Genomic DNA, 24,335 nt, shown 5'->3' with positions numbered 1-24,335 from the left:
AGACGAGGAGACAGTCCCGATGAGCGCGAGCCCCGACGCCGTCGTGGCACACGAAGTCCGCGGCCACGCATTCTGGATCACCATCGATCGGCCCGAGCGGCGCAATGCGCTCAACGCCGAGGTGATCGCGGGTATCCGGGAAGGCCTGCGCAGGGCGCACGAAGAACCGCAGGTCCGCGCGATCGTGCTCACCGGCGCGGGCGACAAGGCCTTCTGCGCGGGCGCCGACCTGAACCCCGGCGGCGGCTTCGCCTTCGACCTCTCGCGCTCCAACCTCGACTATGCGGACATGCTGCGCGATTCCCAGCGCGCGACGCTGCCGATCGTCGCGCGCGTGCAAGGCACGTGCGTCGCGGGCGGCATGGGCCTGCTGTGCATGGCCGACATCGCGGTGGCGAGCACCGAGGCGAAGTTCGGCCTGCCCGAAGTGAAAGTGGGTGTGTTTCCCATGCAGGTGATGAGCCTGCTCACGCGCGTCGTGCCGCGGCGCAAGGCCCGCGAATGGGCGCTCACGGGCGAGATGTTCGGCGCGCAGGAGGCTCTGGAAAGCGGCCTCGTCAACTACGCCGTCGCGCCCGGGGAACTCGATGCCAAGGTGCAGTGGCTCGTCGACAAGCTCGCGGAGGTCTCGCCGACGGCGGTGCGGCGGGGCTTGTATGCGATGCACGCGATCGAAGCCATGTCGTTCGAACAAGCGCTGGCCTACACCGAAGGCCAGATCGTGTCCCTTGCGATGACCGAGGACGCGCGCGAAGGCATGGCCGCGTTCAACGAGAAGCGCGCGCCGCGGTGGACGGGGAAGTGACTTCGCCTGCCCGCGCCGGCACGGGGTCGTCGCAATCACCGGCAGCGCGCCGCGCGCGCGGCGCGGCGGAAGTCTTCCTCGTCTTCCTTCGCCTCGGGCTCACGTCCTTCGGCGGGCCCATCGCGCACCTGGGCTACTTCCGCGCGGAGTTCGTCGAACGCCGCCGATGGCTCGATGACCGAGGCTTCTCCGATCTTGTCGGGCTGTGCCAGTTCCTCCCCGGCCCGACGAGCAGCCAGGTCGGCATGGCGATCGGCATGCTGCGAGCGGGTTGGCGCGGGACCTTGGGCGCGTGGCTCGGCTTCACGATGCCGTCCGCCTTGCTGATGATCGCGTTCGGCTACGGCATGACGCGCTTCGGCGCGCTCGCGCAAAGCGCGGCAGTCCACGGGCTGAAAGTCGTCGCCGTGGCGGTCGTCGCGCAGGCGGTCTGGGCGATGGCCCGAACGCTTTGTCCCGATCGGCCGCGCGCCGCGCTCGCGGTGGGCGCCGCGTTGTTGACGCTCGTGCTGCCGACGCCGGTGGCGCAAGTCGGCGCGATAGCGGCTTGCGCGCTGGCCGGTCTTCATGGTCTGCACATCGCACCCCTCGCGCACGAAAGCCGCGAAGGATTCGGCGCCTCGCGTCGCGCAGGCGCTGTTGCGTTGATCGCATTCGTCGCGCTTCTGGTCGGGCTGCCCATCGCCGCCCGGCTCACCGGGTCGGTTCCGCTGCAAGGGATCGACGGGTTCTATCGCGCCGGCGCATTGGTCTTCGGCGGCGGCCACGTCGTGCTGCCGCTGCTGCAGGCGGCGGTCGTCCCGACGGGCGGCGTGAGCAACGAGCAGTTCCTCGCGGGCTACGGCGCGGCGCAGGCCCTGCCCGGGCCGCTCTTCGCCTTCGCGGCCTATCTCGGCACGGTGATGCAGGGCGCGCTTCGCGGATGGCAGGGCGGGCTCGTGTTTCTCGTCGCGATCTTTCTGCCCGGCTGGCTGCTCATCGCGGGCGCACTGCCGTTCTGGGATGACCTGCGCCGCCGCGATCGGGTCCGCGCGGCGATGGCGGGTGTCAATGCGGGGGTCGTCGGCATTCTCGGCGCGGCGCTTTACGACCCGGTGTGGACGAGTGCGATCCACACGCGAGCGGACTTCGGCCTCGCGCTGGCCGCTTTCGGGCTGCTGGCCGTCGCGCGTGTGTCGCCCTTCGTGGTGGTGATCGTCACGGCAGCGGCCGGGTGGGTGCTGGGGCTCGTCTGAGCTTTCGTCGTCATGCAAGCACAAGGAATCGAACAGACTCCTGCATGCGCACACGACGCGCTGCCCAATCAACCCGGCATCTCGATCACCGTGCGCCCCTTCGCCCGCCCATTCACGACCGCGTCGATCCACCGGGGCAGCTCCGCGAACGGCCGCACCTGCGCGATCCGGTCCAGATGCCGCGGACGCAGGTCGCTCGCGAGGCGCCGCCAGAGATGCTCCCTCACGTCCACGTCGTTGTCCGAATTCACGCCGACGAGCCGCACGCCGCGCAGAATGAACGGCATCACCGTCGTGCTGAACTCCACGCCCATCGCGTTGCCGATGCTCGCGATCACGCCATCCTTGGACATGGTCGCGATCAACCCCGACAGCGCGGCGCCGCCGAGCGAATCCACCGCGCCGTGCCACAACGCGGATTCGAGCGGCCGCTTCGGCACCGTGAGCGACGCGGGGTCGATGACTTCCGCCGCGCCCAGCTCGCGGAGATAGCCGCTTTCTTGCGCCTTGCGCGTTGCGGCCACTACGTGAAAGCCGCGCTGCGCGAGCAGATCGATCGCCACACTGGCCACGCCGCCCGATGCGCCATTGACGAGCACCTTGCCCTTCGAAGGCGCAAGGCCGTTCGCTTCCATGACTTCCACCGCGAGTGCGGCCGTGTAGCCCGCAACGCCGATCGTGATCGCCTGCAGGAGCGACAAGCCCTTCGGCACGGCATTCACCCAGTCGGCCGGCACGCGCGCGCGAGGCGCATAGCCGCCGTGATGCGAAACGCCGAATCCATGGCTGTGCACGATGACCGGATCGCCCGCCGCGAATCGCGCAGAGCGCGACGCACGCACCACGCCTGCCGCGTCGATGCCGCCGATGCACGGAAAGCGGCGGATCACCGGCATGCGGCCCGCTGCGGCGAGCGCGTCCTTGAAGTTGATGCTCGCGTAGCGGACGTCGACGTCCACCTCCCCCGCGTCGAGGGCAGCTTCATCCATTTCCACGAACGAGGCCGACACGGCCTTGTCGTTCTTCTCGACCCGGTAGGCCGTGAATCGGTCCATCACTTCGCTCCGACGTGAATCGCCCGGGATTCCTTCAGCGCCGCCAGTTCGCTCTCGCTCAGACCCAGCTTCTCGCGCAGCACCTCTTCGGTATCCTGGCCCAGGCATCCGCCACTATGGCGGACTTCACCCGGGGTGCCCGACAGGCGCGGAACCGGCACGGGCATGGCAACAGGCCCCTGCAACTCGCCGCCCGAAGGCCGCACGATCGTACCGCGGGCGGCGTAGTGCGGGTCCTCGAAGACGTCTGCCATCGTGAAGATCCTCGAAGCGGGCACGTCGTTGTCCTGCAGCAGCCGTTCGAGCTCGGCGAGCCGAAAGCCGCGCGTCCATTCGGCGAGGATCGCATCGAGCGCGTCCTGATGCGTGACGCGCGCGAGGCCCGTTGCGAACCGCTCGTCGCTCGCGAGCGCCTCCTGGCCCATCACCGTGGCGAGGCGCCGGAACACCGAGTCGCTCGCGGCGGCCATGGCGATGTAGTGGCCGTCGAGCGTCGGATAGAGATTGTTCGGCGTGCTGCCGGGCAGCCGCGAGCCCGCGCGCATCGCGATCCTGCCGAGCAATTCGTAGGGTGCCACGTGCGACTCCATCAGGCTGAACGCGGTTTCGTACAGCGCCGCATCGACTACCTGCCCGCGCCCGCTCGACTGCCGCGCCAGCAGCGCCATCACGGCGCCGAACGCCGCATAGATCCCCGTCGTCATGTCGGTGACGGGCACCGCCGCGCGCACGGGCGCGCGATCCGGATAGCCGTTGATGTGCAGCATGCCACCCACCGCATCGCCGAGAAAGCCATAGCCGGGTCGGTCGCGATACGGCCCGCTCTGGCCGAAGCCGCTGATGCGCACGACGACGAGCCCCGGATTGCGTTCGTGCAGCGCATCGGGGCCGAGCCCCCATTTCTCGAGGGTGCCGGGACGGAAGTTCTCCACGAGAACGTCGACGCGTTCGGCCAGCCGCGCGACGATCCTGCGCGCTTCCGGCTGGCGCAGGTCGAGCGAGATCAGCTTCTTGTTGCGCAGGATGCTCGCGGCGTAGAGCGATTTGCCGTCGACGTGCGAGCCCATCGCGCGCACCGGATCGCCTTCGGGCGGCTCGACCTTGATCACCTCCGCGCCGAAATCGGCGAGCAGCCGGCCGCAGAAGGGTCCTGCCACCGTGGAGCCGAGCTCCAGCACGGTATAGCCCGACAAGGGTGGTTTCGCGTTCATGCCCTCAACCCCGCGAAATCCGCGCCGAGCAGTTGCCGCACCAGCAGCACCCGCATGATGTTCAGCGTGCCGCCCGTGAAATTGAGCGAGAGCACGTCCCTCAGCTTCTGTTCGATCGGAAACTCCTTCAGATAGCCGTTCGCGCCCCAGAGCGGCAGGCAGTCCTTCACGGCATCGATGCCCGCGCCGATGCCGAACCATTTGGCCATCGCGGCTTCGGTGCTCGCATCCAGGCCCTGGTCGTTCATCCACAACGCGCGATAGCAAAGCAGCCGCCCCGCCTCGACCTTGGCCTGGTGCTCCACGAGCGGGAAACTCACCGACTGGTTCATCGCGATCGGCCGGCCGAACACGACCTTGCCGCGCGCGAAATCCATGGTGCGCCGAAGCACGTCGCCCGCCGCACCGAGTGCTGCGAGCGGCGACAGGCAGCGCGACACGTTGTACCGCGCGTACATGAGGGCCTTGCCTTCGTTCTGAGCGCCCAGCGTCGCGGTGCACGGCACCCGCACGCGATCGAGCCGCACCGCGCCCAGGCTGTGCGCGCGCGCGCCCATCTGCTCCATCGGCGCGATCGTCACGCCGGGCGCGTCCGCCGGCACGCGCAGCATGCCGATCGCGCGGCGGCCGTCCGGTGCGGGCATGCGGCAGGACACCGCGAGCACGCTCGCTCCGGGCGTGAGGCTCACGTGGATCTTCGATCCGTCGATCACGTACTCGTCGCCGTCGAGCGTGGCCGTCGTCTTCATCGCCGACACGTCGGAGCCCGCATCCTCTTCGGAGGTCGCGAGCGCGATCGCCGCTTCTCCGCGCTGCACCGCGCGCAACGTGTCCTCGCCCCAGCCGGGGAAGAAGTGGCCGATCGTGTTCTGGATCCACGCGATCTGCGCGCAGCTCACGTCCGCCGCCGCGATCTCCTCGATGGCGATACCGAGGCTCACGTAGTCGCGTTCCTCGCCGCCGCGCGAGCGCGGCGCGACGATGCCGAGCAGGCCGTGATCGCCCAGCAGACGCAGGGCTTCCCGCGGCAGCACGGCCGCGCGGTCCCATTCGCTGCTGCGCGGTGCGAGTTCGGTCCGGGCGAATTCGCGCACGCGGGCCCGATACGCCTCGTGTCCGGGCGTGAAGAGAAAGTGATCGGGCATGGTCTTCTCAGTCCGGCTTCACGTTGGCCGCGCGCACGATGGGCGGCCACTTCGCGACGTCCTCCGCGAGGAAGCGCGCGAAGTCGGCGGGCGCCGCGCTCGTCGACACTTCGACCGGCATCGCGGCGAAGCGCTGCACGAGCGCCGGGTTGGTCATGACCTTCAGCGTTGCGTCGTGCAGTCGCGCGATGATCGCCTGCGGCGTTCCCGCCGGCGCGAGCAGGCCGAACCAGTTGAAGCTCTCGAAGCCCGCGACGCCCTGCTCCTGCACCGTGGGAACATCGGGCAGCACGGGAGAGCGCTGTCGCCCCGTCACGGCGATCGCCTTCAGCTTGCCCGCCTTCACGTGCGGCAGCGCCGGCGCAATGCCGATGATCCCCACCTTCACCTGGCCCGAGAGCAGATCGACGATCGCCTGCCCGCCGCCCTTGTACGGAACGTGCTGCAGCTTCATCCCCGTGAGCATCTTGAGCTGCTCCATGCCGAGGTGGTGCGACGTGCCGTTGCCCGCCGAGGCATAGAAGATCGGCGTGGGCGCCGCCTTCGCGGTCTCGATCAGGCTCTTCAGATCGTTGGGCGCGAAGCTCGGATGCGCGACGATGATCTGCTGCGCCTTCGCAAGCAGCGTGATGGGCGCGAAGCTCTTGAGCGGATCGTGATTGAGCTTCGGATAGAGCGACGGCGCGATGGTGTTCGCATCGATCATCATCACGAGCGTGTAGCCGTCCGGCTTGGCCGACGCCACGAAATCGGTGCCGATGAGGCCGTTGCCGCCCGCGCGGTTTTCGACGATCACCGTCTGGCCGAGCGAGGCGCCGAGCTCGGGCGCGATCACGCGCGCAATGGCATCGGTCACCCCGCCGGGCGCATAGGGAACCACGATCGTGATGGGGCGCGACGGCCAGCTCTCCTGGGCGAATGCGAACAGGGGCGCCAGCGCCAGCAACGCGGCGACGAATCCGCGAACGACTGCAGTCATCGGTTTGTCTCCTCGAATCGGGTGGCCCAGTGTGCGCCGGACGAGACTTTCCCGATAATCAAAAATATTGCTCGTTCGATTCCTCTGGGTTATCACCATGCAGATGTCTTCCGTCGCCGCGCGCCTGAGGCTCAAGCACCTGGAACTTTTTCGGCATGTAGCCGAGCAGCAGACGCTGCGCCGGGCAGCGCAGCTGTGCCACATCACGCAGCCCGCGGCCACCAAGCTCATCCAGGAAGTGGAGGAACTCTTCGGCGGCAAGCTCTTCGTGCGCGACCGCCGGGGCATGAGGCTCACGGCGGAAGGCGAAGTGATGCGTCGCCACGTCGGCGTGCTGATGGCGGACCTGGAGCGGATGGGGCAGGAGCTCGCGCTCGTGCGCGCGGGCGGCGAAGGCCACATCCGCCTGGGCGTGCTGCCTTCGCTCGCGCCGGGCCTGCTCACGCGCAGCATCGACAGGATGCTGCAGGCGCATCCGCGCGTGCGCATCACGATCCGCGAAGCGGCGACGAACCAGCTGCTCGACGCGGTGGAGCGCAACGAACTGGACCTCACCTTCGCGCGCATGCAGGAGAAAAGCCGCGCTGTCGGCGTGCGCATCGTGAAGGTCTACTCCGAGCCGTTCGCGGTCGTGATCCGGCGCGGGCACGCGCTGGATCGCAGGCGGACGCGGCGGATGTGGGACGACCTTTCGAACGCGTCGTGGGTGCTGCCGGAACGAGGCACGCCGATGCGGGCGATGGTGGACGGGCTCTTCACCTCGCACGGCGCGCTCCGGCCGGAAGCGGCGGTGGAATGCACGACGCTCGAGAAGGTCGCGGACCTCGTTGCCGGCAGCGACATGGTGGGCGTGTTGCCGCGATCGTTCGCTCGCCATGGCGAGCGCGGCAGCAAGCTCGTCCTGCTGAAGGACGACATCCTGTTCGCGCCCACCAGCCTCGTGACGCGCGCGCACGAGGAACATCCCCCGGTGATGGAGGAGTTCATCCGCAAGGTGCAGCAGGCGGCGGAGGAACTGGGGTTCGGTTGAGGTCTGGCGACAGGACAGGCGATCGCTTCAGCGCACCCGCCGCATGTTCACGCTCGTCTCGCTTTGCTTCGTGAATTCGATGCGCACCGGATGCGCCGGATGCTGCGCGACGTGATCGTACTGGGGCAGCGGCGTCACCTCGTAGCCGAGGCCGAGCACGTAGTCCAGCAACGCCTTCTTGCCTTCGGCGAACCACGGCGTGTCCCACACTTCGAAGAAGATGGGCGGATAGCCTTGCGCGGCGAGAAACTTCGCCGCGCCACGCAGCACCTGCAGCTCGAGCCCTTCCACATCCAGCTTGATGAAGTTCACTCTTCTCGGCACCGCGAGATTGTCGAGGCACACGCAACGCACGGCTTCGGTCGCGGCGGTCATGAAACCTTGCGTGCCGTTCAGTTCCCGCCACTTCGCCTCCACCGAGTAGCCGCCCACGTTCGACAGCCGTGCGTAGTCGGGAACGGGCAGCTCGAGCGTGGCATCCGTTTCACCCACGGCATAGTTGTACGCGACGACGTTGTCCAGCCGATTCAGGAAGATGTTGCCGCACAGCTGGTAGTAGACGATCCGCTGCGGCTCGAAGGCCCACACCGAGCCGCCGCTTTGCTGGATCATCTTCGCCGCGCGAACCGCGAAGCCGCCCAGGTTGGCGCCGATGTCGAACACGAGCGGACGCTCGACCCCCGAGACGAAGGCGTTCGCGATCGTGAGCAGATGCGGCTCCCAGGCGCCGCTCTCATGGATGCCACGCGAGATGACATCGTTCGTGGAGAAAAGGAGGTAGTCCGCATCGTCGGTGCGGACCAGGTTGACGCGGGGCAGCATGAACGGGACTCTATCCCATTCACGCGCGATGGCCCTCCCGCCCTTGGCCCTTACTGCGGCTCCACCTTGTAGTCGTGCAGATACTTCTGCCACACGCCGATGTCGCGCCTGAGCGTATCGGACATCTGCTGCGGCGTGGTGGTCTCGTACTGCACCGGGAAGGCCGCGAGGCGTGCGCGGAACGCAGGCTGCGCCTCGACCTCCGCGATGGCCCGCGACAGGCGCTCCACGATCGGGGCCGGCGTGCCGGCGGGCGCCACGATGCCGAACCAGAAGTCCATCTCGTATCCGGGCACGCCGGCTTCTTCCATGGTGGGCACCTCCGGCAGCGCGGGCACGCGCTTCGCACTGGTCACCGCCATCATCTTCACCTTGCCTTCGCGCGCCTGGGGCAAGAGCGCGCCGCCGTCGAACATCATGCTCACGCGGCCGGTCAGCAAGTCGGGAATGGCGCTCGTCGTCCCCTTGTAAGGCACGTGCGCGATGTCGATGTTGGCGAGCGTCTTGAACAATTCGCCGGAGAGGTGCAGCGAGCTGCCGTAGCCGAGGGACGCGTAGCTGAGCGCGGTGGGATTGGCCTTCGCGTAGGCGACCAGTTCCCTCACGTTGTTCGCGGGCACCGAGGGCGCCACCATCAGGAAGAGCGGCGTGCGGAACGTAAGCGACACGGGCGCGAAATCCTTCACCGGATCGTAGGGCAGCTTCTTGAAAGCGCCCGTGTTGATCGCGAGGCTCGACACGCTTCCGAGCAGCAGCGTGTACCCGTCGGGCTGCGACTTCGCGACCGCGTCGGTCCCGATGATGAGGCTGCCGCCCGGCTTGTTGTCCACGACCACCGACTGCTTGAGACGCTCGCCCAGCCCTTCAGCGAGCGCACGCGCGAAGCTGTCCGCGAGGCCCCCCGGCGGATACGGGATCACGAGCCGGATCGGCCGCTGCTGCGGCCAGGCGGGCTGCGCCAGCGAGGCGAAAGGCGCGAGCGCGATGCCGCCTGCCGCCACAGCGAGCGCGGCGCGGCGTGTGAAAGAAGCTGTCATGGCTGTCTCCTTCGGATGGTTCGTTTCACGCACGCGTCACGTCGTGCTCGTAGATCCACTCGATGCCGTACGAATGCCGGCCGTTGCCCTGCTGCTCGCGAATCTTCGCGAAGCGCTCATCGCGCGCGCGGATCGAGGCCTCGTCGCGCAGGTGGTTGTCCACCGAACGTGCGCGGGCGAGCAACTGCACGCGCGCCGTGCGTTCGCGCCGCGCCTGCTCGTAGGCTTGCAACGCGGCGACCACGTCGCCGCGGCCCTTGTCGAGCGCATCGGCGACGGCGTAGCCGTCCTCGATCGCCATGCACGCGCCCTGCGCGAGATACGGCAGCATCGGATGGCACGCGTCGCCCATGAGCGTGACGCGGCCGCGGCTCCATTGCGAAAGCGGGTCGCGGTCGAAGAGTCCCCACTTCAGGTAGCGGTCGGAATTCGCGAGCAGCGACACGATCGTCGGATGCCAGTCGGCGAATCGCTCGAGCATCTCCTCGCGCCGCCCCTCCGCGTTCCAGGACTCCTCGGCCCACGCGTCGGACTCGAACGCGGCGACCCAGTTCACGATCGTGCCGCCGCGGATGTAGTAGTGCACGACGCTCGCGCCGGGGCCGAACCACACCGTCATGTCCGGGTCGACGAGTCCCGGCGACAAGGCGGATGCGGGCGTCATGCCGCGCCAGCACGCGTTGCCGGTGAAGCGCGGCGCCTCCGCGCCGTAAAGGCTTCCGCGCACCGCCGAATGGATGCCGTCCGCGCCGACCACCGCATCGGCCGCGAGTTCGCTGCCGTCGGCGAGGGTGACGATCGCCTGGTCGCCTTCCGTGCGCACACCGGTGCAACGGGCCGAAAGCCGGATGGCGCCGGCCGGAACGGCGCTGCGCAGGATCTCGTGCAGGTCCGCGCGGTGATAGCCGTAGTAGGCCGCGCCGAAGATGTCCGTGAGCACGCCCTTGTACGGCGTGCGCGCCAGCACCTGCGATGTCTTCCAGTTGCGTATCACGTGCGCTCCGGGCTCGAAACCCACTTCGGCGGCGCGTTGTTCCAGCCCGAGCGCGCGCAGCACCTTGAGCGCGTTGGGCGCGAGCTGCACGCCCGCGCCGATTTCGCCGAGCTGCGAAGCCTGCTCCAGCAGCGTGAATTCGATGCCGCGCGCGGCGAGCGCCGCGGCCGCGGTGAGGCCGCCCAGGCCGGCGCCGACGATGATCACTTGCATTGCCTTGTCTCCTTCCGATGAACGAATGTCACTTGCGATACTCTTCAGCCGGCGTAGCGCCGCTCCAGGTCGTCGAAGAGGTCCTTTTGCACGAGCGCCTGCCGCTGCGCGAACGTCGCGACCACCGCGGGGTCTTCCGCGAGGATGCCGTCGCGCCGCAGCCGCCCGAGCGCATCCACCATGCCGCGCACCGCGCCTTGCAGCGCGGCATTTGCATAGAGCACCAGCGCGAAACCCATGCGGCCGAACTCCTCGGCGGCAAGCGCCGGCGTCTTGCCGCCGATCACGATGTTCACCACTTGCGGGCAAGGCAGCCGCGCGATGCGGCGCAGCTCCTCGATGCCCGTCGGCGCTTCGACGAAGGTGACGTCGGCGCCGGCTTGCGCGTAGCGCTCGGCGCGCGCCAATGCGTCTTCGATGCCGTGCACCGCGCATGCGTCCGTCCTCGCGATCACGAGGAAGTCGGCCGAGGCTCGCGCATCCACCGCCGCCTTCACCTTGCCCGACATCTCCCCGGCATCGATCACCGCCTTGCCCGAGAAGTGGCCGCAGCGCTTCGGGCTCACCTGGTCTTCGAGCTGGATCGCATTCGCCCCCGCCCGCTCCAGCGTGCGCACCGTCTGCCGCACGTTGAGCGCGTTGCCGAAGCCCGTGTCCGCATCGACGATGAGGGGCAGTTGCACCGCGTCGCGCACGGCCGCCGTGTGCTGCGCGACGTCGCCGAGATGGATGAATCCGAGGTCCGGAGCGCCGTAAAAACTGTTCGTGAGGCCGGCGCCGCTCAGATACACCGCCTCGAAGCCGAGCGATTCGATGACGCGCGCGGCGAGCGCGTTGCCGCAGCCGGGCACGAGAAGGCCCCTGCGTTCATTCAGCTTGGTGCGCAGGAGCGCACCCGGGTTCGCGGCGGTCGTCATCGATGTCTCCTCGCACGCTCTCACGCCGATGCCGCGCCCGCTTCGATCGCGGACTTGCGGAAGTAGGCGTGCAGCTTGTCCAGGTGCCCGGCCATCAGCGCGACGGCCTCGTCCGCGGCGCGGCGGCGCAGGCACTTCACGATCTTGCGATGCGTCTGCACCGTCGTCGCTCGCGGGCCCACGCGGTATTGCGCCATGAGCCTCAGCACGAGGTCCGTCAACGCGGACACGAGGATCACGAGCACTTCGTTGCGCGCCGCTTCGCCGAGAAGCCGGTAGAAGTCGAGCAACTGCACGCGGCGCGCTTCGAGCTGCTCCTCGCTGCCCAGTCGTTCCGTGAGCGAGATGCTTTCGTCGAGCCGGTCGAAGTCCGCCTCCGTGCCGCGCTCGCAGGCAAGCCGCACGACCGCCGTCATCACGATCGTCCGGCTTTCGGTGAGGCTTGCGATGGAGACGCCGCCGAAGCTGATGGCGTCGCCCAGCGACGCGGTGACGAGCCCCGTGTCGGCCTTGCGCACGAAGGTGCCGCCGCGCGGGCCCTTGCGCAGTTCGATCACGCCGCCGCGCTCGAGGCTGCGCAGCGCCTCGCGCACGGCCGAACGCGATGCGCCGTAGCTCTCGGCGAGGTCGCGTTCGGAACTGAGCTTGTCTCCCGGCTTCAAGTCGCCGCGCGCCACGCGCGCGCGGATGTCCTCGGAGATGCCTTCGAACACGCGTGCGGTGGCGGCCACGAACGCTTACTCCGCGACCACGCCCGCGGCCTTGATCATGGCCGCGGTGACTTCGGATTCCTTCGCGATCGCCTCGCGCAGCTGCCGGCCGTCGCCCGCGACGACGTTCAGTCCGCGCGCGGTGACCTGCTGCTCCACGAACTTCGGGTCGGAGAGGACGTCGTGCACGGCCGCGCGAATCTCCTTCACGATTTCGGGCGGCGTGCCCGCGGGTGCGAAGAGGCCGTACCAGATCGACACCTTCGCGTACGGAAAGCCCTGCTCGGTCGTGGTGCTCACGTTCGGGTATTGCGGCGCCCGCGCGTCGCCCGCCACCGCGATCGGCTTGATCTTGCCCGACTGCACGAGCGGCGCGATCACGCCCGCGCTCGCGGCACCGAGCTGCACGTCGCCGGCGGCGAGCGCCGTGAGATTCGGCGTGATGCCGTTGTACGGGATGTGCGTGAGGTCGGTCTTCTCGCGATCGTTGATCACGGAAAAGAGCAGGTGCGGCTGGCTGCCGTTGCCGAACGAGCCGTAGTTGAGCTTGCCCGGTTCCTTGTGCGCGAGCGCCACGACTTCCTTCAGCGTATTGGCGGGCAGCTTCGAATTGGCGACGATCAGCTGGTCGGCCTTCACCATCATCGTGACCGGCTCGAAGCTCTTGTCGGGGTCGTAGGGCAGGTTCTTGTAGAGGAAGCGGTTGCCGACCATCGTCTGGTTCACGGTGGCGAGCAGCGTGTAGCCGTCCGCGGGTGCGCGCGCCACCTGCGACGTGCCGATGTTCGATCCGGCGCCGGCCTTGTTCTCCACGACGATCGGCTGCTTCCAGCGTTCGGTGAGTTTCGGCGCCATCGCGCGCACGAGCACGTCGATGCCGCCGCCGGGGGCGAAGGGAACGATGATGGTGATCGGCCTGGCCGGGTAGTGGCCGGCAGCGGGCTGCTGCGCATGAGTGGTGATCGATGCGACGGCCAGGACGGCGGCGGTGACTGCGGAGATGAATTTCATGGGAGTTGCTTCAGGAAAGATGTGACGGCCGCGTCAGGCGTAGACGTGGCCGTCGAAAAGACGCCGGGTGGTGCGAAGGAATGAGCCGCTGAGCGCGTGCCACGTGTGGCCTTCGCGGCGGACATCCGCCGCCACGGTGAGCACGCCCGAAGGCATCGCGATCCGCAGCGCGGAGGCATCGCGTTCGCGGCGCGCGAGCCTTCCGGGAACGCTGTCGGCGATCTGCATCGCGACGGCGGCGCACAGCGATCCGGTGAGCGGCAGCGCGCGATGCGGCTGGCCGTTGGAGAGCATGCGAACGACGAGATCCGCTTCATGCGCTTCGATCGTGGCGCCGTCGAGTGTCGTCGTGCGGATCGGCGCCGCGACCGCCGCGATGAGCGGAATCATGCGAACGGCAGCAGCCGCTTCGGGGTCGGGTGCGATCCCCATCGCGACGGAGCCCGAGAGGCGCAGCTGCGCGAGCGTGGCCATGAGGCCGGCGTTCGCGCCGATCTCGTCGGGAGACTCCGCGCCGGTGATGCCGACGTCGGCAGCATCGACGAAGACGCAGGCGTTCGCGGCATCGACGAGCGACACCGTGACGCGGCGTCCGTCGTCCAGAACGAGCGTGTCCGTCGGCCGTCCCGTGGGAAGCAGCTTCCCCGTGGACGCACCGCCCGGTTGCCGGAACTCGAGCCGCACCGGCGCGCCCGTGCCGTCCACGCCGGGAATCGCGAGCGGGCCGCTCTCCACGCTTCGGCCATCGCGCACGTCGAATCGCGCCGCGATGATCTTGCGCGTGTTGGTGTTGTGGATGCGCACGCACGTGGGCCCGTCGGGCGGAGCAGCCACGAGGCCTTCGTCCACCGCGAAGGGGCCGATCGCCGAGGACATGTTGCCGCAGTTGCCGCGATAGTCGAGCGCGGCTTCCTTCACCTGCACCTGCACGAACGTGTAGTCCACATCCGCGCCTTCGACGGTCGGCGGGCCCACCACGCACACCTTCGACAGCGACGAGACGCCGCCGCCCATGCCGTTGAGCTGGCGGCCGTAGCGGTCCGGCGTGCCCATGGCCTTCAGGAAGATGTCGTCCCACGCCGCGCGGTCGCGCGGCAGATCGCGCTCGTGGAAGACGAGTGCCTTGCTCGTGCCTCCTCGGATGAAGGCGGCCGGAATGCGGCGCATCCTCGTGCCTTCAGTAGGGCCGCGGCGAGCGCACTTCGCACTCGCGCACGGGAAGCGTCATGGCGCCGACGCCTTCGATCTCGATGCGCACTTCGTCGCCGGGCGCGAACGGGCCCACGCCTTCGGGCGTGCCCGTCGCGATCACGTCGCCGGGCTGCAGCGTGAGCACCGAGGAGACGAGTTCGACGAGTTCGCCGATGCCCACGATCATCTCGCTCGTGTTCGCGCTTTGCTTCAGCTCGCCGTTGACCCAGAGGCGGTTGGCGAGCGTGCCGGGCGACGGCACTTCGTCGGCGGTCACGATCCAGGGGCCGAGCGGCGTGAAGCTCTCGAACGACTTGCGCATGGAGCGTTCTTCCTCGGCCACGCCTTTTTCGATGCGCATCGTGGCGTCGATCAGGCACGAATAGCCGAAGACGTACTCCATCGCCCGCTCGCGCGGCACGTTGCGCGCTTCCTTGGCGACGATCACGGCCAGTTCGGATTCGTGATCGAACCGGCGATCGGAGCCTTTGGGCAGCAGCAGCGCGCCGCCCGCGCCGACGAGCGAGCCGGGCGCCTTCAGGAAAAAGCCCTGCTCGCGCGCCGTGCGGCCGGCCTTCGTCACCGCGCGGTCGCCGAGCTCGCCGATGTGCTTGCGATAGTTCGCGGGCGCCGCGAACACGTGCTGCGGCGCCGGGTTGGCGGCAAGCAGCGTGACATTCGCAAGCGGCAGCGGCGCGCCGGTCTCGCGGTATTGCGCAAAGCGAGCCTGCACGCGCGCCCAGTTCGCGACGAGCCAGTTCACGCGCTGGCGCGGCAGCTCGGCGAGGAATTCCGGCAACGCGCCGGTCATGTCGTAGAGGTCGGTGCCATCGACGACGCCGACGCGGAAATCGTTGAACGAAGCAATCTTCATGGGGAGATCAGGAAAGTGGCTGGTGGCCGCCGTTGTCCGCGAGCGCTTCTTCGAAGTAGTAGCCGAGCGCGGACATCGCCGGGATGTCGTTCACCTGGAAGACGACCGCGTCCTGCGTGCCGCGATTCGCGTGTTCGTGCCAGGCCCAGGGCTTCACGGCGAGAAAGTCGCCGGTGTTCCAGTCGTAGGCCTGGCCGTCGACGACGGTCGTGCCGCTGCCGCGCACGACGTAGTACAGCTTGCTGCCGGTGTGGCGGCGCGCACGCGTGCGCACGCCGGCGCGCAGCTTCTGCAGGCGCATGCCCATCGTGGTCATCGCCGGGCCGCCGGTCACGGGGTTGCGGTATTCGAGGATCACGTCGTCGAAGGGGTCGGCAGGAAGTCCCGCGGCCTGGTCGAGCGCTTCCTCGGCCATCGCGCGCGGATAGGCAAGCAGCGGATTGACCCGGCGTGCGGGCGTTTCGCCCGGCGGGCTCATGAGGCCGCTGCCGTAGCGGCGCCACGAGCTGTCGGGTACGTCGGCCACCTTCTGCTGCAGCTCCTTCGATCCTTCGAAGAAGGTCGCGTGCATCGAGCGCATGAGCGAGATGTCGAGCACGTCGAGCCAGATCATCGGCTCGCGGCCGCGGTACTCGTGGTCGTGCCACGACATGCTGGGCGTGAGCACGAGGTCGCCCTCGTTCATCGGATAGCGTTCGCCGTTCACCGTGGTCGTCGCGCCGCCGCCTTTCATGATGAAGCGAAAGGCGCTCGCGGTATGGCGATGGTTGCTCGCGATTTCGCCCGGCAGGATCACCTGGATCGAGCCCCAGAACGTGTGCGTCGTGCCGTAGTCGAGGCCCGGGTTGTGCAGGCGCAGCGTGCGGCGATTGCCGCCCGGCTCCAGCGCGAGCTGGCGTCCGAGCCGCTCGAGCAGCGGCTCGAGATCGGTCCACTTCCAGTGCACGGTCTGCATCGCCGACTGCGGCGTGCGCGTGAAAAGCGGCGGATCGTCCAGCTGGTGCACGCGGCAGTTGAAGCGAGCGAGGTCTTCCTTCAGCGCGCGGCGGGCCGCTTCGTCGGATGAGGTGTGGTGTTCGGCCATTGGCGTTCAAGCCTCCGCGATCACGGCTTCGAAGGAAACCTCGGGCGCGACGCCCGCGATCGCGCCGCGCACCGTGTCCACGAGCGTCGCGGCGTCTTCGGGGATCGCATCGCCGCGCCACGCGACTTGCCCGTCGGGCCGCACGAGCACGAGACGCCGTTCATAAAGACGCGCCGCGGCTTCGTCGGCGATGTCGACGACTCGAAGCGGCATGCCCACTTTCGCGGCCGCGCGTTCCAATGCCTCGACGCCCGGGGCGCCTTCGCCGAAGCGAAGCAGCACGAAGCCTTTGCCGAAGAGGTCGAGGATCGACTTGCCTTCGCCGAGCCACACGTGCGGCGCGCGCGAGCCCGGCCGCGATGTGGGCGTGTAGGTCGAGGTCTGCAGCGGCGGCCGCGGCGTGCCGTCGGGCACGACGATCGGCGAGCCTTCGTACACGTAGCCGAGATGCACGCCGACGGAGAACCATTCGCGCCGCATCATCTCCGTGTAGCGCTCGCCGTATTCAAGGCGCGCCGCGTCCGCCTCGGGGCCCTCGCCTTCGAACACCCTGGGGTCGGGCCGCAGAATGCGAGGCGACAGCATGCGCCTCAGGTTCTCGGTGGCTTCGCCGACGTTGCGCACCGCGACCGGCAGTTGCTCGATCTCGTAGCTGTCGAGCAGGTGTTCGCCGCCCCAGCCCTGCACGGCGGCGGCGAGCTTCCACGAAAGATTCACCGCGTCGAGCAGCCCGGTATTCATGCCGAATCCGCCCGTGGGCGAGGTGAGATGCGCAGCGTCGCCCGCGATGAAGGCGCGACCCTTGCGGTAGTGCCGCGCGACGAGCTGGCGCCGCACCCACGGCAGCATGGAGAGGATCTCGAATTCGAACGGCTTGCCCACGGCGCGGACGATCGCGGCGCGCGCCTCGGCCTCGGTGAGCGTGCGCCGTTGCGCGTCGCCGATCAGCGAGAAGCGCCACTGGTCGCGCCCGTTGATCGCCACGAGCGTGGCCCATGTTCCTTCGGGTCCGATGAAGATGAAGCGGTAGCCGGGCTTCTTGTCGTGCAGTTGCCCGAGGCCATCGCAGCGGAAGATGATGTTCGTGGTGTAGGTGAGTACGGCGTCGCCTACCATGTCGATGCCGAGCGATTGGCGCACCTGGCTCGCGCCGCCGTCGCAGCCGACGAGGTAGGAAGCGCGGATCGTGCGCGTCTCGCCCGTGCGCACGTCGCGCACCGTCGCTTCGACGCGGTCGCCCTTGTCTTCGAATCCGACGAGTTCCGTGTCGAACTGAAGCGAGACGGTCGGGGAACGCCGCGCGAATCGCTGCAGCACCGGGTCGAAGAAGTTCTGCGGGCACCGCTCGCGCTTTTGCGGGCTATGGGCCGTGGGTTGTTCCTGGCTCGGAGAGGCAAAGTATTCGCGGCCGAATTCGTAGCCGTTGAGGCTCGTGACCCAGGCGCAGTCCTGCGGATAGTCGCGGTTGTAGCCGGCGGCCTCGACCCAGTCGACGATGCCCCAGCGACGGCAGAACTCCATGGAGCGGATGCCCACCATGTCCATCTTCGGCTGGCCGACGGTGCCGTCGCCCTTTTCGATGAGTGTGCAGTGGACGCCGCGCCAGCCGAGATCGCCCGCCAGCGCGAGCCCGACCGGGCCGCCGCCCACGACGAGGACAGAGGGGAAAGCGGAAGCCATCACTTGAGATGCCCTTGCGAATGCTTGGATGTCTTGACATTGGTCAGACCAACATCAAGAAGTGGTCGGACCATTATACGTCTTGATTCCGGTCAAAGGCAAATGCCCCCGGGGACACCGGCGGGCTTTAGCGGCGATGCGCTCGCCCTGGCAGAAGGAAAGGGAGGCGGCCGGAAAGGGACACGGCCGCGCGCGGCGCGGCCGCGCACGTCGTCGTCATGAGGTGGTCGGCGCGGCGCGCGCCGGTCGCGATGCCGCTCAGCCCGCCGTCACCGCCGCCGTGCTGTAGTGCTTCACGAGCGAGAGCAGTTCTTCTTCCGAGTACGGCTTGCCGAGGTAATGATTCACGCCGAGCTCCTTCGCGTGCTCGCGATGCTTCTCGGCGATGCGCGAAGTGATCATGATGATCGGCAGATCGCGCAATGTCTTGTCGTTGCGGATGTTGCGCGCGAGATCGAAGCCGTCCATTCGCGGCATCTCGATGTCCGACAGCACCACCGCGGGCCGCTCCTCCGCGAGCCGCTCGAGCGCCTGCAGGCCGTCGGCCGCGAGCGACACACGATAGCCTTCGCGCTGCAGCAGGCGCTGCGTCACGCGGCGCACCGTGATCGAGTCGTCGACGACGAGCACCAGCGGAATCGCGGGCGGCTGCGGCACGAGTTCAACGGGAACGATCGGCGCCATTCGCGCCGAGGCCGCCGCTTCACCTTCGGCCGGCTTCTCCGCACTGAGCTGGCGAGCCTGATCGCCGTACACCTGTGCGAGCGCCACCGGGTTGTAGATCAGCACCACGGCGCCCGACGCGAGCACGGTCATGCCGGCGAGGCCGGGCAGCCGCGAGAGCTGCGGCCCGAGATTCTTCACCACCACTTCCTGGTTGCCCAGCACTTCGTCCACGTGCACCGCGACACGCTGCGCGGCGGAGCGAAAGACGATGACGGGAAGTGTCTTGGCGATCGGCTCCAGGCTCCTCGGGGAGGACTGCAGCAGCGCGCCGGACCAGAAGAAGGGCAACGGCTCGCCGCTGAAATCGTAAGTGCCGGTCTCGTACGCGCGCTCGACTTCCTTCGCGGTCGCGCGCCGCACGATCTCCACCAGGTTGGCGGGCACGCCGATCGAAAGCGAGCCGCAGCGGATCATCACGACTTGCGTCACCGCGGTCGTGAGCGGCAGCACGAGTTTGAAGCTCGTCCCGTGGCCGGCCTGCGTCACCGTCTCGATGCGTCCGCCCAGCGCGCTCACCTCGGCGCGCACGACGTCCATGCCGATGCCGCGGCCCGCGAGCTCCGTCACCTGCGACGCCGTGGTGAACCCCGGCAGGAAGATGAGGTTGGCCGCCTCCCCATCGGTGAGCTGTTGATCCGCGGAGATGACGCCTTGCTGCAGCGCCTTGTCGCGGATGCGCGGCAGGTCCAGTCCCGCGCCATCGTCCCTGAACTCCACCGACACGTCGTTGCCTTCGTGATGCAGGCTGATCACGATGCTGCCGGACGCGTCCTTCCCGCTCGCCGCGCGCACCTGCGGCAACTCGATGCCGTGCGCCACGCAGTTGCGCAGCAGGTGTTCGAACGCGGGCGTCATGCGGTCCAGCACGCCGCGGTCCATTTCGATGGAGCCGCCTTCGATGTCGAGCTTCACCTGCTTGCCGCTTTCCTTGGCGGCTAAGCGCACCACGCGGTAGAGGCGGTCGGAGATGCCTTCGAACTCCACCATGCGCGTTCGCAGCAGGTCGCGCTGCAGCTCGCGCGTCTGCCGAGCCTGGGCGATCAGGTCGTCTTCGGTGGCTTCCACCACGCGCTGGATGTTGCGCTGCACGGTCGCCACGTCGTTCACCGACTCGGCCATGAAGCGCGTGAGTTCCTGCACGCGCGTGAAGCGGTCGAATTCGAGCGGGTCGAAGTTCGCGGCCGTGTCGCGGGCCTGCGCGAGGCGCGACTGCATCTGCGACTCGGCCTGCAGTTCCATCTCGCGCAGCTGCGTGCGCAGACGATCGAGGTTGCCGGTGAGGTCCTGCAGCGAGCCGCGCAGCTGGCGCAATTCCTCCTCCAGCCGCGACCGCGTGATCATCACTTCGCCGGCCTGATTGACGAGGCGGTCGAGCAGTTGCGATCGCACGCGTACCGCCTGGTTGGCCCCCGCGCGCGTCGGCGTCACCGCAAGCGTGGCCGGCATCGCAAGCGCCGTCTTCACGCGAAGCGGCCGCGGCTGCGTATCCTGCGCCGCCACGGCGTCGAGCCGCTCGGGCAGCGGCGCCTCGGGTTCGCGCGGCGCTTCGCGCACCGCGGCTTCGGGCTGCGCCACCAGCACCAGGGGCGCTTCGGCGCCGGCACCCACGGCGCGCATCGCGTCGAAGCGCGCCTGCATCGTGTCGTAGCGGTGCAGCAGGTCCTCGAGGTCGGTCGGATTCACGTCCTCGGCGCCGAGAAATTCGATCTGCGACTCGAGCCGGTGCGCCATCTCACCGAGCCGCAAGGCGCCCGCCAGGCGCGAACTGCCCTTCAGCGTATGCAGCGCGCGCAGCGCTTCGTCGCGCGCGGACCGGTTCTCGGGGCGCGCATGCCACTGCCGCAGCACGCCGCCCAGGTGCGGCATCAGCTCCGCCGCTTCTTCCTCGAAGATCGGGAACAGGTCGGGGTCGATGACGTCGGCAACGTCGATGTCCTCTTCCTCGCCCGCGAGCGGCGCCATGTGCATCGATGCTGCGGCGGGGGCGGGCATTTCAGGAGCGGGAACAACGGCCTGACTCGCCACGGGGGCGGCCACGGATGCCGCCGTCGGCTGAATCGGTTCGGCCGCGAACGCTTCGGGCTCGGGCTCGGGTTGCGGCTCGGGTTCAGGTTGCGGCTCGGGTTGCGGCTCGGGCTGCATCTCGACCCGCATCTCGGGCGATTCAGCAACCTCGATGGCGGCCAGCTCGCTTGCGGCGTCCTCCATGAGGTCGCGCGGACGCTCCTCGCGCAGCGGGATGTCCAGTTCGTCCAGCGCGTGCAGCGCGCGCACGACCTGCGGGTCCGGCTCCTTCAGGAAGCCCGCGGCGAACTGGTGCAGGAGGCGGCGAATCTCATCGGCCGCCGCGGTGAATGCCTGGGCCTGCTGCGGCGTCCCGTAGGCGAGCATCTGCGCATGGCCGAGCGCGCTTTCGAGCGCTCGGGCGATGTCGGACAGCGCGTGGAAACCCACCGTCGCCGAACTCCCCGCAAGGGCGTGCGCCCAGCCGACGGTGGACTCCCGCACGGGCTCGTTCAGCTCGAGCGCCCACTCGCCCACTTCGGTGACGAGCCGGCGCGACCATTCGTCCGCCTCGTTCAGATAGACGTTGTAAAGCGGGATGCCGATGCGCAGGCTGCCGATCACCTTGACCTGATCGTCCCGCGCGGGCTCCTGCCCCGTCTGGACGGATGCTTCGTCTTCTTCGTGACTCGGCTGCGCTTCACTCGATTCAGCCGAGACCTCATTGTCGTGTCTCAAGTCGACGGGCGCGTCGGCCGGCGCCTGCGGCGGCAGCTCCACCGCTTCGAAGCCGCGGTCGGACGCGAGGCCCGCGACTTCCGACAGACTGTCGAAATCGATGCCCGCGATTTCCTGCGGCGGCGAGGCCGGCTCGGTGGCGGGCGGCAGCGCGCTCAGCTCGACTTCGAAGTCCGCAGGCAATTCCTCGGGCTCGGTTTCCTGCGGCGGCGTCGCGGCGTCGGGCACCTCGAACGCGAGGTCGATGGCCGGCTCCGACTGCGGTTCTTCAGCCGGCTGCTGCGTCACTTCGAGGAACGGCAGCGCGGCTTCGGCGATTTCCGGCGCCGGAACGTCGACGCTTTCTTCCACGGCGGCCGGCATCGCGGCTTCACCGGAACCCGGAAGCGACAACGCGACCAGCCGCTGGTCGACCCGCATCGCCTCGGCGGCGCCGCGGAACATGGCAGCCTTCCACCCGGCATCGGTGTGGCGCGAGATGTCTTCGATCCAGCGGCCAAAGCCCTCGAGCGCGGCATCCGCCAGCGCGCGCAGGTCGTCATCGGCGGGCTTCTGATCCGCGAGCCACGTATTGAGCACCTGTTCCATCGACCAGGCGGCCTCGCCGAATTCGTTGAGGCCCACCATGCGCGAGCTGCCCTTGAGCGTGTGGAACGCACGGCGCAGCGTCGTCATTTCGCCGACGTCGCTCGGCGCGACGGCCAGCGCCTGGATCGCGGCACGGCCGTTGCCGACCACTTCGCGCGCCTCCTCCAGGAAGATGTCGCGCAGCTCGTCGTCGCCTTCGTCCTGCGACGCGGGCATCGGCGTGGGTGCCGCCACCGCTTCGGGCGCGGGCGGCTTGCTTGCCGTGGCGGCGAGATGCTGGAGTGCCGCGGCGGCGGCCTCGGCGTCCTGGTTGGACACCGCCGCGGCCGCTTCGCGCGCGGCCCGCGCGACACCGCGGTTGTCTTCGAGCGCGGCGTGCGTCGCGATCGTGCCGAGCTTCTCGCTCAGGTGATCGTCGAGCTCGCCGAAACCGGACTGCTTCGCCTCGGTGACGACCGACATCACCTCCTGCGACAGCGCGCTGTCGGAGGCAGGTTCGCCCGGGTGTTCCTGCGCAGGGGCGCCACCGCGCCCCATGAGCGGCCTCAGCTCGCCGGCCCTGTCGTCGTAGACGAAGAGCTTCTTCGCGAGCGCCGGCTGGTAGTTGAGCATGTCGATCAGAAAGCCGAGCGCACCGAGGTTGTTGCCCAGCTTGTCGAACGTGCCCGCGGCGCGCGCGCGCGCCTCGTCCACTTCGGTGACGATGATCTCCTCCACCGTTTCGCGCATGCGCTGAACCGCGTTCGCCGCCTGATCGAGCCCCAGCACCGACAGCACGCCGCGCATCTGCGCGAGATGATTCGGCGCCTCGCGCAGATGCGCCTTGTCGGCCGGATTGCGAAAGAAGTGATCGAGGAGCTTTTCGAGCTCCGACATCGTGCTGCGCAGCTCGCCCACGACACTGCCCATCGTCTGGCGATCGCTCACGCGCCGGTAGAGCTCCTCCATCCACGGCTCGAGCGCTTCGGGCTGGCCGCCCTGGCGCACGCCGTCGAGCCGCTCCGCGAGCCGCGCGGTGCGCGTGGCAAGCCGCGAGTCGTTCGGATCGAGGTCCTGGAACGCGGCTTCGAGGTAGAGGATGGCGGTGGCCACCTCCATCGCGAGCTCGGTGGAAGGCGGCCGGCCGGATCGGGTTACCGATTCGATCGCCGCGATCAGCGACTGCGCGAGCGGCGCGCTCGGCGGATGCAGTTTCGCGAGCGAGTCGGTGACCAGGTTGAACTGGTCGGCCACGCCCTTCAGTTTGTTCGCGTCGCCACCGGATAGCGCCGACCACGTTTCCTTCGCCGCCGAGATGCGCTTGCGCGCCTGGCCGAGCAACACCGGGTCGAACCGGCCGAAGGGGCTCGTGCTGTAGTCCACCGGCACGTGACGGGTGAGGCCGTAGGCCTCGCGCACGGCCGCGAGCACGGGCGCGTTCGACGCGGGGTTCGGCGCCGCCGCCTGCGCGCAGAAAAAGACGAGGTCCTGCGCGAGACGGTCCGACACGCCCTGCTCGCCCTTGGCGAGCGACGCGTACTGCAGCAGGATGCGCGATGCCGCGCGCTTCACATAGACATCGGCGGGAAGCAGCCGCTGCGCGATCGCTTCGAAGTAGGCCGCGCAGATCTTCCAGAACACCTTCGGCTGGCGCGCGGTCTGCGTCTCGGCGAGTTGCAGGCAGGTGTCGGAGAGCTCGCGCGCGGCCTGCGCGTCGGCGGACTTCACGATCTTCAGCACCGCCTGGTCCATCTTCGCGCGCACGGCGGGGTCGTACACCACCGCCTGGGCGGCCGCGGGCGCGGGCGGATCGATCCAGCGCCAGTCGATCAGCCACAGGTCGGCCGGGTGCGCGCGGTCGGCGCCGGCCGTGTCCTGGACTTCCTTGTACTGCGGAAAGAGCGACACGGGCGACACGGGCTTGCCGAGCAGCAGGGCTTCCAGGTATTCGGTGAGGGCGAAGCCCGCGCGCTCCACCTTCTGCGCGGCGGGCTCGGTGCACAGCTCGGGGCGTTCGACGAACTTCTGCACCGCCGCTTCCATGCAGCGCAGCACGTGCGCGGGCGCGGCGAGGCCCACCATTTCGAGCGCACCCACCGCCTGGTGCATGTGCTGGCGCGCGATGCGCAACTGCCCCGCGTCCACCGAGGCCATGTCCTGCCCGCGCGCGAGCGCGGCGTCGCGCACGAAGCGCCTGAGCGCCGACGAAGCCGACTCGAGCGACTTGCGCAACTCCTCCAGCACCCAGGCGAGCGGCCCGAGGTCGTTGGTCGCGAGATCGAGGTCTTGGGCTGCTTCCATGAATCT

18 protein-coding genes are annotated in these 24,335 nt (G+C 68.8%); 3 read left to right on the top strand and 15 right to left on the bottom strand.

The window, feature by feature from the left end; genetic code table 11:
- Positions 1–19 precede the first annotated feature (19 nt).
- Together VHA82_RS00955 and chrA are read left to right on the top strand one after the other, a co-directional pair.
- Positions 20–805 (top strand): enoyl-CoA hydratase/isomerase family protein, encoded by a 786-nt coding sequence (locus tag VHA82_RS00955; protein ID WP_325539330.1) that lies wholly within the window; start codon positions 20–22, stop codon positions 803–805.
- Positions 802–2,040 carry a chromate efflux transporter gene (gene chrA, locus VHA82_RS00950; RefSeq protein WP_325539328.1) on the top strand — a complete coding sequence of 413 codons (1,239 nt, stop codon included), beginning with the start codon at positions 802–804 and terminating at the stop codon, positions 2,038–2,040. The genes VHA82_RS00955 and chrA overlap by 4 nt, the downstream gene beginning before the upstream one ends.
- Before the next feature lie 68 nt (positions 2,041–2,108).
- Here the strand turns inward: chrA and VHA82_RS00945 are convergent, their stop codons facing one another.
- From VHA82_RS00945 to VHA82_RS00930, 4 genes are read right to left on the bottom strand one after another with little or no spacing between them, the layout of a single operon-like run.
- A complete protein-coding gene (locus tag VHA82_RS00945; protein ID WP_325539326.1) occupies positions 2,109–3,095 on the bottom strand; it encodes an acryloyl-CoA reductase in 987 nt (328 codons plus the stop codon).
- On the bottom strand, positions 3,095–4,306 hold the full coding sequence (locus tag VHA82_RS00940) for a CaiB/BaiF CoA-transferase family protein (RefSeq protein WP_325539324.1): 1,212 nt from the start codon (positions 4,304–4,306) through the stop codon (positions 3,095–3,097). The genes VHA82_RS00945 and VHA82_RS00940 overlap by 1 nt, the downstream gene beginning before the upstream one ends.
- Positions 4,303–5,451 (bottom strand): acyl-CoA dehydrogenase family protein, encoded by a 1,149-nt coding sequence (locus tag VHA82_RS00935; RefSeq protein ID WP_325539322.1) that lies wholly within the window; start codon positions 5,449–5,451, stop codon positions 4,303–4,305. The genes VHA82_RS00940 and VHA82_RS00935 overlap by 4 nt, the downstream gene beginning before the upstream one ends.
- Positions 5,452–5,458: 7 nt before the next feature.
- Positions 5,459–6,430: a tripartite tricarboxylate transporter substrate binding protein gene (locus VHA82_RS00930; RefSeq protein ID WP_325539320.1), complete on the bottom strand. Its 972-nt coding sequence runs from the start codon at positions 6,428–6,430 to the stop codon at positions 5,459–5,461.
- A gap of 97 nt (positions 6,431–6,527) precedes the next feature.
- Here VHA82_RS00930 and VHA82_RS00925 point away from each other — a divergent pair, with 97 nt between their 5' ends.
- Positions 6,528–7,460 carry a LysR family transcriptional regulator gene (locus tag VHA82_RS00925; protein ID WP_325539318.1) on the top strand — a complete coding sequence of 311 codons (933 nt, stop codon included), beginning with the start codon at positions 6,528–6,530 and terminating at the stop codon, positions 7,458–7,460.
- Positions 7,461–7,487: 27 nt separating this feature from the next.
- Here the strand turns inward: VHA82_RS00925 and VHA82_RS00920 are convergent, their stop codons facing one another.
- The 11 genes from VHA82_RS00920 to VHA82_RS00870 all read right to left on the bottom strand — a co-directional run bounded on the left by VHA82_RS00920 (position 7,488) and on the right by VHA82_RS00870 (position 24,329).
- A complete protein-coding gene (locus VHA82_RS00920; RefSeq protein ID WP_325539316.1) occupies positions 7,488–8,282 on the bottom strand; it encodes an FkbM family methyltransferase in 795 nt (264 codons plus the stop codon).
- 50 nt (positions 8,283–8,332) lie between these two features.
- Positions 8,333–9,319: a tripartite tricarboxylate transporter substrate binding protein gene (locus tag VHA82_RS00915; RefSeq protein ID WP_325539314.1), complete on the bottom strand. Its 987-nt coding sequence runs from the start codon at positions 9,317–9,319 to the stop codon at positions 8,333–8,335.
- 25 nt (positions 9,320–9,344) lie between these two features.
- Positions 9,345–10,526 (bottom strand): FAD-dependent monooxygenase, encoded by a 1,182-nt coding sequence (locus VHA82_RS00910; protein ID WP_325539312.1) that lies wholly within the window; start codon positions 10,524–10,526, stop codon positions 9,345–9,347.
- Between the two features lie 44 nt (positions 10,527–10,570).
- A complete protein-coding gene (locus VHA82_RS00905) occupies positions 10,571–11,443 on the bottom strand; it encodes an isocitrate lyase/PEP mutase family protein (protein ID WP_325539310.1) in 873 nt (290 codons plus the stop codon).
- A gap of 20 nt (positions 11,444–11,463) precedes the next feature.
- Positions 11,464–12,174, bottom strand: a complete 711-nt coding sequence (locus VHA82_RS00900) for a FadR/GntR family transcriptional regulator (protein ID WP_325539308.1) — start codon at positions 12,172–12,174, stop codon at positions 11,464–11,466.
- 6 nt (positions 12,175–12,180) lie between these two features.
- A complete protein-coding gene (locus tag VHA82_RS00895; protein WP_325539306.1) occupies positions 12,181–13,164 on the bottom strand; it encodes a tripartite tricarboxylate transporter substrate binding protein in 984 nt (327 codons plus the stop codon).
- 33 nt (positions 13,165–13,197) lie between these two features.
- Positions 13,198–14,331: a 2-methylaconitate cis-trans isomerase PrpF family protein gene (locus VHA82_RS00890; RefSeq protein WP_325539304.1), complete on the bottom strand. Its 1,134-nt coding sequence runs from the start codon at positions 14,329–14,331 to the stop codon at positions 13,198–13,200.
- A 10-nt stretch (positions 14,332–14,341) separates the two neighbouring features.
- Positions 14,342–15,229 (bottom strand): fumarylacetoacetate hydrolase family protein, encoded by an 888-nt coding sequence (locus tag VHA82_RS00885; protein WP_325539302.1) that lies wholly within the window; start codon positions 15,227–15,229, stop codon positions 14,342–14,344.
- 7 nt (positions 15,230–15,236) lie between these two features.
- Positions 15,237–16,313: a cupin domain-containing protein gene (locus VHA82_RS00880; RefSeq protein WP_325539300.1), complete on the bottom strand. Its 1,077-nt coding sequence runs from the start codon at positions 16,311–16,313 to the stop codon at positions 15,237–15,239.
- 6 nt (positions 16,314–16,319) lie between these two features.
- Positions 16,320–17,993, bottom strand: coding sequence for an FAD-dependent oxidoreductase (locus VHA82_RS00875; RefSeq protein WP_325539298.1), 1,674 nt, complete (start codon positions 17,991–17,993; stop codon positions 16,320–16,322).
- A gap of 258 nt (positions 17,994–18,251) precedes the next feature.
- On the bottom strand, positions 18,252–24,329 hold the full coding sequence (locus VHA82_RS00870; RefSeq protein ID WP_325539296.1) for an Hpt domain-containing protein: 6,078 nt from the start codon (positions 24,327–24,329) through the stop codon (positions 18,252–18,254).
- Positions 24,330–24,335: the final 6 nt, after the last annotated feature.

Origin of the sequence: Ramlibacter sp. (assembly GCF_035548915.1) — a bacterium.
In the GTDB taxonomy this organism is placed as follows: Bacteria; Pseudomonadota; Gammaproteobacteria; order Burkholderiales; family Burkholderiaceae_C; genus Ramlibacter.
This window is presented reverse-complemented; position numbering and strand designations above follow the sequence as displayed.

Excerpts from the sequence above, each read along its gene's own strand:
- VHA82_RS00935 (WP_325539322.1), bottom strand. The coding sequence starts at position 5,451 with ATGCCCGATCACTTTCTCTTCACGCCCGGACACGAGGCGTATCGGGCC.
- VHA82_RS00885 (WP_325539302.1), bottom strand. The coding sequence starts at position 15,229 with ATGAAGATTGCTTCGTTCAACGATTTCCGCGTCGGCGTCGTCGATGGC.
- VHA82_RS00875 (WP_325539298.1), bottom strand. The coding sequence starts at position 17,993 with ATGGCTTCCGCTTTCCCCTCTGTCCTCGTCGTGGGCGGCGGCCCGGTC.
- VHA82_RS00880 (WP_325539300.1), bottom strand. The coding sequence starts at position 16,313 with ATGGCCGAACACCACACCTCATCCGACGAAGCGGCCCGCCGCGCGCTG.
- VHA82_RS00945 (WP_325539326.1), bottom strand. The coding sequence starts at position 3,095 with ATGGACCGATTCACGGCCTACCGGGTCGAGAAGAACGACAAGGCCGTG.
- VHA82_RS00940 (WP_325539324.1), bottom strand. The coding sequence starts at position 4,306 with ATGAACGCGAAACCACCCTTGTCGGGCTATACCGTGCTGGAGCTCGGC.
- VHA82_RS00890 (WP_325539304.1), bottom strand. The coding sequence starts at position 14,331 with ATGCGCCGCATTCCGGCCGCCTTCATCCGAGGAGGCACGAGCAAGGCA.
- VHA82_RS00895 (WP_325539306.1), bottom strand. The coding sequence starts at position 13,164 with ATGAAATTCATCTCCGCAGTCACCGCCGCCGTCCTGGCCGTCGCATCG.
- VHA82_RS00915 (WP_325539314.1), bottom strand. The coding sequence starts at position 9,319 with ATGACAGCTTCTTTCACACGCCGCGCCGCGCTCGCTGTGGCGGCAGGC.
- VHA82_RS00925 (WP_325539318.1), top strand. The coding sequence starts at position 6,528 with ATGCAGATGTCTTCCGTCGCCGCGCGCCTGAGGCTCAAGCACCTGGAA.
- VHA82_RS00870 (WP_325539296.1), bottom strand. The coding sequence starts at position 24,329 with ATGGAAGCAGCCCAAGACCTCGATCTCGCGACCAACGACCTCGGGCCG.
- VHA82_RS00955 (WP_325539330.1), top strand. The coding sequence starts at position 20 with ATGAGCGCGAGCCCCGACGCCGTCGTGGCACACGAAGTCCGCGGCCAC.
- VHA82_RS00920 (WP_325539316.1), bottom strand. The coding sequence starts at position 8,282 with ATGCTGCCCCGCGTCAACCTGGTCCGCACCGACGATGCGGACTACCTC.
- VHA82_RS00910 (WP_325539312.1), bottom strand. The coding sequence starts at position 10,526 with ATGCAAGTGATCATCGTCGGCGCCGGCCTGGGCGGCCTCACCGCGGCC.
- VHA82_RS00905 (WP_325539310.1), bottom strand. The coding sequence starts at position 11,443 with ATGACGACCGCCGCGAACCCGGGTGCGCTCCTGCGCACCAAGCTGAAT.
- VHA82_RS00930 (WP_325539320.1), bottom strand. The coding sequence starts at position 6,430 with ATGACTGCAGTCGTTCGCGGATTCGTCGCCGCGTTGCTGGCGCTGGCG.